The sequence below is a fragment of the Pseudomonas multiresinivorans genome (genome assembly GCF_012971725.1).
Taxonomy (GTDB): Bacteria; Pseudomonadota; Gammaproteobacteria; order Pseudomonadales; family Pseudomonadaceae; genus Pseudomonas; species Pseudomonas multiresinivorans.
Window position 1 is genome coordinate 763,421 of record NZ_CP048833.1, and the last position, 12,286, is coordinate 775,706.

The 12,286-nt window shown below is 66.2% G+C and carries 11 protein-coding genes; 4 read left to right on the forward strand and 7 right to left on the reverse strand.

What is annotated here, in order from left to right:
- Positions 1-133: 133 nt before the first annotated feature.
- The 6 genes from G4G71_RS03515 to glyA all read right to left on the reverse strand — a co-directional run bounded on the left by G4G71_RS03515 (position 134) and on the right by glyA (position 8,084).
- Positions 134-991, reverse strand: a complete 858-nt coding sequence (locus G4G71_RS03515) for a formyltetrahydrofolate deformylase (RefSeq protein ID WP_169935424.1) — start codon at positions 989-991, stop codon at positions 134-136.
- Between the two features lie 96 nt (positions 992-1,087).
- The gene (locus G4G71_RS03520; RefSeq protein ID WP_054909645.1) at positions 1,088-1,723 is read right to left on the reverse strand and encodes a sarcosine oxidase subunit gamma; all 636 of its coding nucleotides are present in this window, start codon (positions 1,721-1,723) and stop codon (positions 1,088-1,090) included.
- A gap of 172 nt (positions 1,724-1,895) precedes the next feature.
- Positions 1,896-4,916 carry a sarcosine oxidase subunit alpha gene (locus G4G71_RS03525; RefSeq protein ID WP_169935425.1) on the reverse strand — a complete coding sequence of 1,007 codons (3,021 nt, stop codon included), beginning with the start codon at positions 4,914-4,916 and terminating at the stop codon, positions 1,896-1,898.
- Entirely contained in the window at positions 4,916-5,251 is a 336-nt protein-coding gene (locus tag G4G71_RS03530; protein ID WP_045214064.1) for a sarcosine oxidase subunit delta, read from the reverse strand. The genes G4G71_RS03525 and G4G71_RS03530 overlap by 1 nt, the downstream gene beginning before the upstream one ends.
- A 205-nt stretch (positions 5,252-5,456) precedes the next feature.
- A complete protein-coding gene (locus G4G71_RS03535; protein WP_045214067.1) occupies positions 5,457-6,707 on the reverse strand; it encodes a sarcosine oxidase subunit beta in 1,251 nt (416 codons plus the stop codon).
- A gap of 123 nt (positions 6,708-6,830) precedes the next feature.
- A complete protein-coding gene (gene glyA / locus G4G71_RS03540) occupies positions 6,831-8,084 on the reverse strand; it encodes a serine hydroxymethyltransferase (RefSeq protein WP_169935426.1) in 1,254 nt (417 codons plus the stop codon).
- 238 nt (positions 8,085-8,322) lie between these two features.
- Between glyA and G4G71_RS03545 the strand changes: the two genes are divergently transcribed.
- From G4G71_RS03545 to G4G71_RS03560, 4 genes are all read left to right on the forward strand, one after another.
- Positions 8,323-8,850: a hypothetical protein gene (locus tag G4G71_RS03545; protein ID WP_169935427.1), complete on the forward strand. Its 528-nt coding sequence runs from the start codon at positions 8,323-8,325 to the stop codon at positions 8,848-8,850.
- A gap of 65 nt (positions 8,851-8,915) precedes the next feature.
- Positions 8,916-9,596, forward strand: coding sequence for a hypothetical protein (locus G4G71_RS03550; protein WP_054909640.1), 681 nt, complete (start codon positions 8,916-8,918; stop codon positions 9,594-9,596).
- Positions 9,597-9,715: 119 nt separating this feature from the next.
- Complete coding sequence (locus G4G71_RS03555) at positions 9,716-10,144, forward strand: hypothetical protein (RefSeq protein ID WP_169935428.1); 429 nt, start codon at positions 9,716-9,718, stop codon at positions 10,142-10,144.
- Positions 10,145-10,219: 75 nt separating this feature from the next.
- Positions 10,220-11,266: a threonine aldolase family protein gene (locus G4G71_RS03560; protein ID WP_169935429.1), complete on the forward strand. Its 1,047-nt coding sequence runs from the start codon at positions 10,220-10,222 to the stop codon at positions 11,264-11,266.
- Between the two features lie 359 nt (positions 11,267-11,625).
- On the opposite strand, the gene G4G71_RS03565 is transcribed toward G4G71_RS03560, so the two are convergent.
- Positions 11,626-11,943 (reverse strand): heavy metal-binding domain-containing protein, encoded by a 318-nt coding sequence (locus G4G71_RS03565; RefSeq protein WP_138523208.1) that lies wholly within the window; start codon positions 11,941-11,943, stop codon positions 11,626-11,628.
- Between the last annotated feature and the right edge of the window lie 343 nt (positions 11,944-12,286).

Here is a 12,286-nt window from a genome sequence, read left to right on the forward strand (position 1 = left end):
CGGTGCTTGGCAGTGGGCCTGAGGGCCACACTCCGAGGTGAAACGTAGGGCGGATGAGCTCCATCCATCCGCCGTTGCAGGCGTCATGGCGCATAACGCCGGTGGCGTTATGCGCCCTACGGGAGTACCGCGGTTACAGCACCACCGTCCGATTGGCGTTCAGGAACACCCTCCGCTCGATGTGATAACCCACGGCCTTGGCCAGGGTCAGGCACTCCACGTCGCGGCCCTTGGCGATCAGGTCCTCGGGGTAGTGGGAGTGGTCCACGGGCTCGACGCCCTGGGCGATGATCGGGCCCTCGTCGAGGTCGTTGTTGATGTAGTGGGCGGTGGCGCCGACCAGCTTCACGCCCTTCTGGTAGGCCTGGTGGTAGGGCTTGGCGCCCTTGAAGCCAGGCAGCAGGGAGTGGTGGATGTTGATCGCCCAGCCGTCCAGGCGGCGGCACAGCTCGGGCGAGAGCACCTGCATGTAGCGGGCGAGGATCACCAGTTCGGCACCGCTTTCCTCGATCACCTTCCAGACCTTCGCCTCCTGCGCGCCCTTGTCGTTCGGGTCGAGGGCGAAGTGGTGGTAGGGAATGCCGTGCCAGCGCGCCAGCGGTTCCAGGTCCGGGTGGTTGGAGACCACCGCCACCACGTCCATCGGCAGTTGGCCGATGCGCTGGCGGTAGAGCAGGTCGTTCAGGCAGTGGTCGGCCTTGGAGACCATGATCACCACCTTGCTGCGGTAGCCCGGCGGGGTCAGCTCGACATTCATCTGGAAGGGCGAGACGCGGTCGGTGAGGCCGGCGCGGAAGGCTGCTTCGTCGAAGCCGTCTCCGGCGCGGAATTCGATGCGGATGAAGAAGCGCTGGGCCAGGCGGTCGTCGAAGGAGTGGTGTTCGGTGACGTAGCAGTGCTGCTCGAACAGGTAGCGCGTGACCACGTCCACCGTGCCCAGCAGGCTCGGGCTGTCGGCGGTGAGGATCCAGGTATCGGGGGTGCGGCTCATGGTCTGGCTCCGAAGTTTTCCTCTGGTTGCAGAGGTTGGAGTGGGGTTTCCCTCACCCCGGCCCTCTCCCAGGGGGAGAGGGGGGAAGAGCGTTTCTTACGCCGCCACCTGCAGGCCGTACTCGGCGCAGGCGTCCTGCAGCCACAGCCAGATGTAGTCGGAGAAGCTGCGGCGCACCACCAGTTCCCAGGTGTGTTCGCCGGTGTGGCGGATCACCAGCTGGGACTTGGCGAAGTTCGTACCCACCGCCTTGCCCACCGGGAAGTTGCTCGGGTGCACGTCGTAGCCGGTGGACTTCATCAGCACTTCGCGGACCTTGGCGCCTTCGAGTTCCAGCAGGGTCTGGCCGCCGCTGACGTTGATCACCGAGTAGTGCAGCTCTTCGCCCAGCGCCTCGCGCAGGCGCTGCTCGACGGCGAACTCCTCGCCGCCGGGCACGATCAGCAGCCACTCGTCCGGGCCGAGCCACTGCAGCGAGGTTTCGCCCTTGGCCACCAGGCCCAGGGCGACCGGCAGTTCCAGCCCCAGGGCCTTGTGCACGCCGCCGGCGAAGGCCGGGTCGTGGGCGTCGCCGCGCAGGGTCAGGTGGCCGAGGAATTTCTTCTCGCGCAGGGTCACACCGGCGTTGGCCACCTTGCGCGCGGCGAGCTTGTCCAGCTCGGCGTGGTGCAGGGGCGATTCGGCCTGGATGCCATCGGCGGGGCGTTGCTGGTAGAGGTTGGCTTTGCTCATGTTCTGTTCACCTTGGGGGCGCTTATCGCCTGTTTCCCCTCACCCCAGCCCTCTCCCAGGGGGAGAGGGGGCCGAGCTGAGTGTGCTGTGAGTGTCGTGCTCGCCGGCCGCTCCGAACTGTCCCCTCTCCCCCTGGGAGAGGGTTAGGGTGAGGGCAGCCGGACGCGCCGAATCAATCCACGTTCTGCCGTTCGCCTTTCGGGTCGTAGAACACCGAGCTGCAGATTTCCGCCTCGATCACCCGGCCATCGGCCAGCGGGGCGTAGACCTTCTCGCCCAGGCGCTTGATGCCGCCCTTCACCACTGCCAGGGCAAAGCTGTAGCCCAGGCTGCTGCTCATGTAGCTGGAGGTGACATGGCCGACCATGGTCGCCGGCACCGTGTGCTGCGGGGTGAACAGCAGCTGCGCACCCTCGGGCAGCAGGTCCATCGGGTTGGTCGGCTTCAGGCCCACAAGCTGCTTGCGGTCTTCGCGCTGGCAGTCGGCGCGGTTCATGCCGCGCCAGCCGATCCAGGAGAACGGCTTGGTGCGACCGACTGCCCAACCCATGTTCAGGTCGTCCGGGGTGACCGAGGCATCGGTGTCCTGGCCGACGATGATGAAGCCCTTCTCGGCGCGCAGGACGTGCATGGTCTCGGTGCCGTACGGCGTCAGGTTGTACTTCGCGCCAGCGGCGATGATGGCCTCCAGCACGCCCATGGCGTAGTTGGCCTGGATGTTCACCTCGTAGGACAGCTCGCCGGTGAAGGAGATGCGGAACACCCGCGCCGGGACGCCGGCGACCTTGCCTTCCTTCCAGGTCATGAACGGGAAGGCGTCCTTGTCCAGGTCGATGTCGGTGACCTCGGCCAGCAGCTTGCGGCTGTTGGGGCCGGACAGGGTCAGGGTCACCCAGTGGTCGGTGACCGAGGTGAAGTACACCTTCAGCTCCGGCCATTCGGTCTGGTGGTACAGCTCCAGCCACTCAAGCACGCGCGCCGCGCCGCCGGTGGTGGTGGTCATGACGAAGTGATTGTCCGCCAGGCAGGCGGTCACGCCATCGTCGAAGACCATGCCGTCTTCCTTGCACATCAGGCCGTAGCGGGCCTTGCCCACGTCCAGCTTGGTCCAGGCGTTGGTGTAGACGCGGTTGAGGAACTCGCGGGCGTCCGGGCCCTGGATGTCGATCTTGCCCAGGGTCGAGGCGTCGAGCAGGCCGACCGACTCGCGCACGGCGCGGCATTCGCGGGCCACGGCGGCGTGCATGTCTTCGCCGCGCTTGGGGAAGTACCAGGGGCGCTTCCACTGGCCGACGTCCTCGAACTCAGCGCCGTTCTTCACGTGCCAGGCGTGCAGGGCGGTGAAGCGCACCGGCTCGAACAGGTGGCCGCAATGCCGGCCGGCGACCGCGCCGAAGGTCACCGGGGTGTAGTTGGGGCGGAACATGGTGGTGCCGGTGTCGGCGATGCTCTTGCCCTGGGCCCGCGCAGCAATCGCCAGGCCATTGATGTTGCCCAGCTTGCCCTGGTCGGTGCCGAAGCCCAGCGCGGTGTAGCGCTTGACGTGCTCGATGGACTCGAAGCCCTCGCGGCAGGCCAGTTCGATGGCGGCGGCGGTGACGTCGTTCTGGGTATCGACGAACTGCTTGGGTGCGCGCGCCGTGGATTTCTCGTGGGGCACCTGGAACAGCGCGAGGGTAGCGTCCTCGGCGCGCTCGGCGACCACTGGCAGCTCGCCTTCGACGGCCTTGAAGCCGCCGTCGATTGCCGCCTGGTTGCCGGCCTTGAAGCCGTCGGCCAGGGCGTCGGCGAGACGGAACACGCCGTTCACCGCGCCGGCACAGATGCGCTTCTGGAAGGCCAGGCCGGGAACGAAGGCGAGGATGTCCTCGCGCCATTCCGGCTTGCCGCCCAGGTGCGAGGCCAGGTGCACCACCGGGCTGTAGCCGCCGGAGCTGGCCACCAGGTCGCAGTCCAGCCACTCACCGGGTGCGTTGACGGTGTGGCGGAAGGTGTCGATGGACGCCACCTTCGCGCCACTCACGCGTTTGCTGCCGCGTGCCTCGATTACTGCGCTGCCGGTGATGACCCGCATACCGCGCTTGCGCGCTTCCTCGACCCATTCGCCACGTGGATTGGGGCGGGCGTCGGCGATGGCGACCACCTGCAGACCGGCTTCCTGCCAGTCCAGGGCGACGCGGTAGGCGTAGTCGTTGTTGGTGGACAGCACCAGTTTCTTGCCCGGTGCCACGCCATAGCGGCGCACATAGGTGGAGACGGCGCCGGCGAGCATGTTGCCCGGCACATCGTTGTTCGCGTAGACCAGCGGGCGCTCATGGGCACCGGCGGCCAGCACCACGCGGTTGGCCCGGACGCGGTGCACGCGCATGCGCACCTGGCCCAGCGGCGCAGTTTCGCCGATGTGATCGGTGCGGCGCTCATGGATGGTGAGGAAGTTGTGGTCGTGGTAGCCGTTGACCGTGGCGCGTGGCAGCAGGATCACGTCCGGGTTGCCTTCCAGCTCGGCGATGGCCTTGGCCACCCATTCCTCGGCCGGCTTGCCGTCGAGGGTTTCGCGGGTGTCGAGCAGGCTGCCGCCGAACTCTTCCTGTTCGTCGGCGAGGATCACCCGCGCACCGCTGCGCGAGGCGGCCAGGGCGGCGGCGATACCGGCGGGGCCGGCGCCGACGATCAGCACGTCGGCGTGGTGGTTCATCCAGTCGTAGCTGTCCGGGTCCACTTCGGTGGGCGCGCGGCCGAGGCCGGCGGCCTTGCGGATGTACTTCTCGTAGGTCAGCCACATGGACTGCGGGTACATGAAGGTCTTGTAGTAGAAGCCGGGCGGCATCAGCTTGCCGCCGACCTTGCCAAAGATCCCCATGAGGTCGTTCTGCACGTTCGGCCAGCCGTTGGTGGCGGTGGCCACCAGGCCGTTGTACAGCGCCTGCTGGGTGGCGCGTACGTTGGGCACCTGGGTGGATTCGCGCGAGCCGATCTGCAGGATGGCGTTGGGCTCTTCGGCACCGGCGGCGACGATGCCGCGCGGGCGCGAGTACTTGAAGCTGCGGCCGAGGATGTCGACGCCGTTGGCCAGCAGGGCAGCGGCCAAGGTGTCACCGGCGAAGCCCTGGTAGCTCTGGCCGTTGAAGCTGAAGGTCAGCGGCTTGTTGCGGTCGATGCGACCGCCACGGGACAGGCGATTGATCTGGCTCATTAGGCCTTCTCCACGGCGGGCTGGACGGCGGCTTGCTTCTCGGTGTCAGCATCGGCGGCGGTGACGCTGGGTTTTTCGCCGATCTTGTAGGTCTCGAGGATTTCGTAGGTCACGGTGTGGCGGGTGACGTTGAAGTACTGGCGGCAGCCGGCGGCGTGCACCCACAGCTCGTGGTGGATGCCGCGCGGGTTGTCGCGGAAGAACATGTAGTCGCCCCACTCGGCATCGGTGCAGGCGGCGGGGTCGAGTGGGCGCGGGATGTGCGCCTGGCCCTTGGCGTGGAATTCCTCTTCGGAACGTAGCTCGCCGCAGTGAGGGCAGAAGATGTTGAGCATGTTTGGAGCCTCCAGAAACTGTTCTCGCCGGCGGGCCGGGGAGTTGCCCCCTCTCCCTTCAGGGAGAGGGCTGGGGAGAGGGGCGCTCTCCCGGTTGTTTCGTTTCGGTCAAGGGCTGGCTCGCGCCTGAAACACCCTCTCCCGCCCTTCGGGCACCCTCTCCCTGAAGGGAGAGGGTCATCAGATTTCGCCCTTCGGGCGGCTTTTAATGCGCGACGGCGGCGGCGCCGTGTTCGTCGATCAGCGCGCCGGTGTGGAAGCGTTCGATGGAGAAGGGCGCGGCCAGCGGGTGCGGCTCGCCCTTGGCAAGGGTGGCGGCGAAGACGTTGCCCGAGCCGGGGGTGGCCTTGAAACCGCCGGTGCCCCAGCCGCAGTTGAAGAACAGGTTCTTCACCGGGGTCTTGCCGATGATCGGGCAGGCGTCCGGGGTGGTGTCGACGATGCCGCCCCACTGGCGGTTCATGCGCACGCGGGAGAGCACCGGGAACATCTCGACGATGGCCTGCAGGGTGTGCTCGATCACCGGGTACGAGCCGCGCTGGCCGTAGCCGTTGTAGCCGTCGATGCCGGCGCCGATGACCAGGTCGCCCTTGTCCGACTGGCTGATGTAGCCGTGCACGGCGTTGGACATGATCACGCTGTCGATGATGGGTTTCAGTGGCTCGGAGACCAGCGCCTGCAGCGGGTGCGATTCGATCGGCAGGCGGAAGCCGGCGAGCATCGCCATGTGCCCGGAGTTGCCGGCGGTGACCACGCCGACGCGCTTGGCGCCGATGAAGCCGCGATTGGTTTCGACACCGATCACTGCGCCGTCCTGCTTGCGGAAGCCGATCACTTCGGTCTGCTGGATCAGGTCCACGCCCAGGGCGTCGGCGGCACGGGCGAAGCCCCAGGCCACGGCATCGTGACGGGCCACGCCGCCACGGCGCTGCACGGTGGAGCCCATGACCGGGTAGCGGGCGCTTTTGGTGCAGTTCAGGTAGGGAATCTCTTCGGCCACCTGCTGGGCGTTGAGCAACTCGCCATCCACGCCGTTGAGGCGGTTGGCGCTCACGCGGCGCTCGCCGTCGCGCATGTCCTGCAGGGTGTGGCAGAGGTTGTAGACGCCGCGCTGGGAGAACATGACGTTGTAGTTCAGGTCCTGGGACAGGCCTTCCCACAGCTTCATCGCGTGTTCGTAGAGCAGCGCCGACTCGTCCCACAGGTAGTTGGAGCGCACGATGGTAGTGTTGCGCGCGGTGTTGCCGCCGCCCAGCCAGCCCTTCTCGATCACCGCGACGTTGGTGATGCCGTGCTCCTTGGCCAGGTAGTAGGCGGTCGCCAGGCCGTGCCCGCCACCGCCGACGATGACCACGTCATACACCGGCTTCGGCGTGGGCGTGCGCCACATGCGCTGCCAGTTCTCGTGGTGGCTCAGGGAGTGCTTGAACAGGCCGAAGCCGGAGTAGCGTTGCATGGGGTGCTCCTGAAATCTCTAGTCGCCGTGCCGCCCCTGTAGGAGCGAGCTTGCTCGCGAACCAGCCCCGCTGTGAGGCCGTTCGCGAGCAAGCTCGCTCCTACAAGAGCCCTGCCGGGAATCTCAACGGTAGACCGGGAAGTCCGCGCACAGCCCGGCGACCTGGGTCGCCACCTTGGCCTCGACGTCGGCGTCGCCCAGGTGGTCCAGCACGTCGCTGATCCAGCCGGCCAGCTCGCGGCACTGTTCTTCCTTCAGGCCACGGGTGGTGACGGCCGGCGTACCGATGCGGATGCCGGAAGTGACGAACGGGCTCTGCGGGTCGTTCGGCACGGCGTTCTTGTTCACGGTGATGCCGACGCGACCGAGGGCGGCGTCCGCCTCCTTGCCGGTCAGGCCCTGCTTCACCAGGCTGATCAGCATCAGGTGGTTGTCGGTGCCGCCGGAAACCACGTCGTAGCCTCGCTCGATGAACACCTGGGCCATGGCCTGGGCGTTCCTGATCACCTGGGCCTGGTAGTCCTTGAAGCCGGGCTCCAGCGCCTCCTTGAAGCACACCGCCTTGGCGGCAATCACGTGCATCAGCGGGCCGCCCTGGGCGCCGGGGAAGACGGCGGAATTGAGCTTCTTCTCGATCTCTTCGTTGGACCTGGCCAGGATCAGGCCGCCGCGCGGGCCGCGCAGGGTCTTGTGGGTGGTGGTGGTGACCACGTCGGCGTAGGGCAGCGGGTTCGGGTACAGGCCCGCGGCCACCAGGCCGGCAACGTGGGCCATATCGACGAACAGCAGCGCCCCGACCTTGTCGGCGATGGCGCGAAAGCGCGGGAAGTCGAGGGTCTTGGAGTAGGCGGAGAAGCCGGCGACGATCATCTTCGGCTTATGCTCCACCGCCAGGCGCTCGACCTCGTCGTAGTCGATCAGCCCGGTGTCGGTGTTCAGGCCGTACTGCACGGCGTTGTACAGCTTGCCCGAGGACGACACCTTGGCGCCGTGGGTCAGGTGGCCGCCATGGGCCAGGCTCATGCCCAGGATGGTGTCGCCGGCGTTGATCAGCGCGAGGTACACGGCGGAGTTGGCCGAGGAGCCGGAGTGCGGCTGCACGTTGGCGTAGTCGGCGCCGAACAGCTGCTTGGCGCGATCGATGGCCAACTGCTCGACTTTATCCACATGCTCGCAGCCACCGTAGTAACGCTTGCCCGGATAACCTTCGGCGTACTTGTTGGTCAGCCCGCTGCCCTGAGCCTGCATGACGCGCTTGCTGGTGTAGTTCTCCGAAGCGATCAGCTCGAGGTGGTCCTCCTGGCGCGCTTCCTCGGCATCCATCGCCGCGAGCAGTTCGTCGTCATAGCCCTGGATCTGGTCGTGCTTGCTGAACATCGCTGGTCTCCCTGCGGCGCTCGGAAGCGCCATGGCCGGTACAGAGCCGAGTGGCCCCCATGGCAGCGATGGTATGACTGGCCCAGCCGGTCCAGATGCCTGCGCACGTCGCGGGTAGGTGCGTTTGCGACATGCCGCGATCGGGGCAAAAGCGACCGGGTGCGTGGAATTGCTCGTGGCGGCTGGTCAGAATGCGACATGCCTGCGCCAGGGCGGCGTGGCCGGTGGAGTCATGCGGATGAAGCGCTTCTTTCTATGGGGGTCGCTGGGCCTTGCCCTGCTGGTGTCGACGGGGTCGGCCTGGGGCATGTCGCGCCTGTTCGACGGCGACGCCAATGTCTGGATGCAGGGCAGGACGCTGTGCTTCGGCGGCGCAGCGTTCAAGTCGCCCGGTTTGTTCTTCAACCGCACGCTGAAGGTGGATGAGCGGCAGGTAGCGGTGCATTACATCGAGGTCTCCCGCGAGCCTTACGAGCCGTTCTGGGCGTCTTCCAGTATCGAGCCGGCCCAGGGCGTGCCGCTGCGCAGCGACACCTGCTTCGCCTACGGCCAGTCGATCCCCGGCTTCACCGAGAAAACTCCGGCGCGGCCCCTGGAGCCGGGCCTGTACAGCGTCACAGTTGGTGGGCACGACAGCCGCGGGGACGGCGCACGGGCGACGTTCATGAAGACCTTCTGCCTGGAGTCGCGCGGCGACGGGCTCGCAGTCATTGACGCGGGCTTCGACGAGGGAGCCGGTCGCTGGCTCTGCAAACCCGCGCAATGAAGCTGTGGATAGGAACCGCCCGGCCAAGGGACTAAACTGCGGCCCTCACGAAATGCGAGGACGCCATGAACCGTTCCCTGACTCTGCTTTCCGCCCTGCTGCTCACCGCGACGCTGCAGGGCTGTGGTGACGACAGCAAACCCGCCAAGGCCGAAGCGCCCGAGGCTGCCAGCACCGCCGCTGCCGCCACCCCGGCTGGCGACAGCTGTTCCGGCCATGAACTGGAGCGCGCATTGCCGCCGACCAAGGCCGTCTATGGCTATCCCTACCTGTCCCGCGAGTGCGGTTATGACAGTGCCACCATCGTCTACGGCAAGGCCGATGGCAGCCAGCAACTGGTCGTGACCCTGACCGACACCGGCCTGCCGGCGCCGGGCGCCGACCAGCAGGGCGAAGCCGCCAAGCAGTACCTGGCCGCCCAGGCCAAGCTGCGCGACACCACCGCCAAGAACGTCTCGCTGCTCAACCAGGCGCGTCAGGCCGCGCTGCAGAACGGCACCGCCGCGCAGTTCGGCGGCGAGCAGTACCTGCCGGTGATCGACAGCACCCGCATGGGCGACCCGTTGGCCATCAGCGTGCCGGGTCCGGACGACAAGGCCGGCGAATCGAGCCTGACGGGGCTGATCAAGGGCCGCTACGTGCTCAACATGACCTCGCCGGACAAGCCCAACGGCGGCACCGCCCAGTCCCTGCGCGAGCTGTTCATGCCCGTCTCCGAGCAGATGGCGCTGACCAAGCTGCCCTGACAGATAGAGAGATATCTGACAGGAAGCCATTCCAGTTTCTGATCCTCCATCTCACCTAGTTCTTAGGAAAATCCTCGGCATCGCTCATTACCGATCGCCAGAGGCCGAGGTGGAGGACCATGAAATTCAAATTGAGAAACCTGCCCCTGCTGCTGGCAGCAACGTTTTCGCTGGCCGGCCATGCGGTGCAGATGCCTGCGCAACCGGCGCCCGAGGTCAAGGCCTACAGCGGTGCGGACGGGGTCAAGGTCTGGCTTGAGCAGATCGGGCCGCGCAAGGCCAATATGTTCCTGGTGCGCATCGGTGGGGTGGCCCACGCATGGAACATGCGCATCCATCGAATGGATGGCCTCAGCCTGCTCGACGAATCCCTGTTCAAGCTGCATTCCCAGGACAGGGAACATATCGCCCTGGTACTGCGTGGCGACTGCGGTGAGGTGATGCTCCCCGGCGAGAGCAATGCCCGGAAGGTCTGCTACGACCATCAGTTGTCGGCGACCCAGGATGCCAAGCAGTTCGTCAGCGCCTACGTGAACCAGCGGCTGTAAGAGTCCGGCTGCACGAGAGGCGGGGTTTTCGCTACGCTGCTGACTGACATTTTCGTGCAGTGCCGAGGCAGCCCCATGACCGACAACACCCAACAGTTCGCCAGCGACAACTATTCCGGCATCTGCCCCGAAGCCTGGGCGGCGATGGCCGAGGCCAACCGCGGCCACGAACGTGCCTACGGCGACGATCAGTGGACCGCCCGCGCCTCCGACTACTTCCGCGAGCTGTTCGAGACCGACTGCGAAGTCTTCTTCGCCTTCAACGGCACCGCCGCCAACTCCCTGGCCCTGGCGGCGCTGTGCCAGAGCTACCACAGCGTGATCTGCGCCGAGACCGCTCACGTCGAGACCGACGAGTGCGGCGCGCCGGAGTTCTTCTCCAACGGCTCCAAACTGCTGCTGGCGCGCACCGACGCCCAAGGCAAGCTGACCCCGGAAGCGATCCGCGAGATCGCCCTCAAGCGCCAGGACATCCACTATCCCAAGGCGCGCGTGGTCACCATCACCCAGGCCACCGAGGTCGGCACCGTGTATCGCCCGGATGAGCTGCAGGCGCTCAGTGCCACTTGCCGCGAACTGGGACTGCATCTGCACATGGACGGCGCGCGCTTCTCCAACGCCTGCGCCTTCCTCGGCGCCACGCCGGCCGAGCTGACCTGGAAGGCCGGCGTCGAGGTGCTCTGTTTCGGCGGCACCAAGAACGGCATGGCGGTGGGCGAGGCCATCCTGTTCTTCAACCGCGAGCTGGCCGAAGGCTTCGACTACCGCTGCAAGCAGGCTGGCCAACTGGCCTCGAAGATGCGCTTCCTCGCCGCGCCCTGGGTGGGCGTGCTGCAGGATGATGCCTGGATGCACTACGCCAGCCATGCCAACCGCTGTGCACAACTACTGGCCGAGCGCGTCGCCGACGTGCCAGGCGTGCAACTGATGTTCCCAGTGGAAGCCAACGGCGTGTTTCTGCAGATGTCCGAGCCGGCGCTGGAAGCCCTGCGTCAGCTCGGCTGGCGCTTCTACACCTTCATCGGCGCCGGCGGCGCGCGCTTCATGTGTTCGTGGGACACCGAGATCGAGCGGGTCGAGGAACTGGCCGCTGACATTCGCAAGGTCATGGCGGCAGGCTGAAGGGCGCCAGAGTTGTCCCCAGGCGCTGGGGACGGTTGCACGGGCAACCTGTCCCCAACTTGTGGATGAATGCTTGCAGGCCGCGGGCGGCCTGGCTTGCACGGGTCTGGTCAATATTTGAGCGCCGCGGGCTTTATTGTAGGAGCGAGCTTGCTCGCGAACATCCGTAGCCTCGCTTCACGCCGTGAAATCAGGCGGAATGCGGTTCGCGAGCAAGCTCGCTCCTACAAGGGGGCTGACTCTCCACCGAGCGATTGGCACAGGATGAGATTGTGGTGTCAGCCGGCACGGATTGTCCCCTCTCCCAGAGGTAGAGGGGGAGGCGATGGCTCGGGCCTCCCGGAGAACAAGCCGGATTTCTATATCCTCACCGCCGTCCCGCTCACGCTGACCATCAGCATGCTGCCGTTCTGGCCCACCACCTCGTAATCCAGGTCGATGCCGACCACGGCGTTGGCGCCCAGCTCCTCGGCGCGCTCCTGCAGTTCCTCGAAGGCAATCTCCCGCGCTCGCCCCAGCTCCTTCTCGTACGCACCGGAACGGCCGCCAATGATGTCGCGCAGGCCGGCGAACAGATCGCGGAACACGTTGGCGCCGAGGATCGCCTCGCCGACCACGATGCCGCGGTATTCCTGGATGGTCTTGCCCTCGATGGTGGGCGTGGTGGTCAGGATCATGGGACTGGCTCCTCTGCTGGGGAACCCAGCATAGCCCCGCACCCCACGTAAGGCCGCGCCGGCTGTGTTTCAGCGTTTGGCGAAGATGCCGGGTAAACCTTGTGATAAAGCTGTGGACAACCTGGTGGAAAATGACAGTTACATGGCACTTGCATGAAGGCTAAGAAATTTCCGGGTATTTTCGCAAGGTGCCCGCCGTCCGGGGCTTTCAGACGTAAAGATGGGTGTTGAATAGATCTCCACAGCTGCTGTGGAGGCACGCTTGCCCAACCTGTGGAAAACCTGTTGGGAGGTACCTGCGCAGCTGATGGCGCCTGGCTTGCCCAGATCTGGCTGTTTTCTG

Excerpts from the sequence above, each read along its gene's own strand:
- G4G71_RS03515 (WP_169935424.1), bottom strand. The coding sequence starts at position 991 with ATGAGCCGCACCCCCGATACCTGGATCCTCACCGCCGACAGCCCGAGC.
- G4G71_RS03520 (WP_054909645.1), bottom strand. The coding sequence starts at position 1,723 with ATGAGCAAAGCCAACCTCTACCAGCAACGCCCCGCCGATGGCATCCAG.
- G4G71_RS03525 (WP_169935425.1), bottom strand. The coding sequence starts at position 4,916 with ATGAGCCAGATCAATCGCCTGTCCCGTGGCGGTCGCATCGACCGCAAC.
- G4G71_RS03530 (WP_045214064.1), bottom strand. The coding sequence starts at position 5,251 with ATGCTCAACATCTTCTGCCCTCACTGCGGCGAGCTACGTTCCGAAGAG.
- G4G71_RS03535 (WP_045214067.1), bottom strand. The coding sequence starts at position 6,707 with ATGCAACGCTACTCCGGCTTCGGCCTGTTCAAGCACTCCCTGAGCCAC.
- glyA (WP_169935426.1), bottom strand. The coding sequence starts at position 8,084 with ATGTTCAGCAAGCACGACCAGATCCAGGGCTATGACGACGAACTGCTC.
- G4G71_RS03545 (WP_169935427.1), top strand. The coding sequence starts at position 8,323 with ATGAAGCGCTTCTTTCTATGGGGGTCGCTGGGCCTTGCCCTGCTGGTG.
- G4G71_RS03550 (WP_054909640.1), top strand. The coding sequence starts at position 8,916 with ATGAACCGTTCCCTGACTCTGCTTTCCGCCCTGCTGCTCACCGCGACG.
- G4G71_RS03555 (WP_169935428.1), top strand. The coding sequence starts at position 9,716 with ATGAAATTCAAATTGAGAAACCTGCCCCTGCTGCTGGCAGCAACGTTT.
- G4G71_RS03560 (WP_169935429.1), top strand. The coding sequence starts at position 10,220 with ATGACCGACAACACCCAACAGTTCGCCAGCGACAACTATTCCGGCATC.
- G4G71_RS03565 (WP_138523208.1), bottom strand. The coding sequence starts at position 11,943 with ATGATCCTGACCACCACGCCCACCATCGAGGGCAAGACCATCCAGGAA.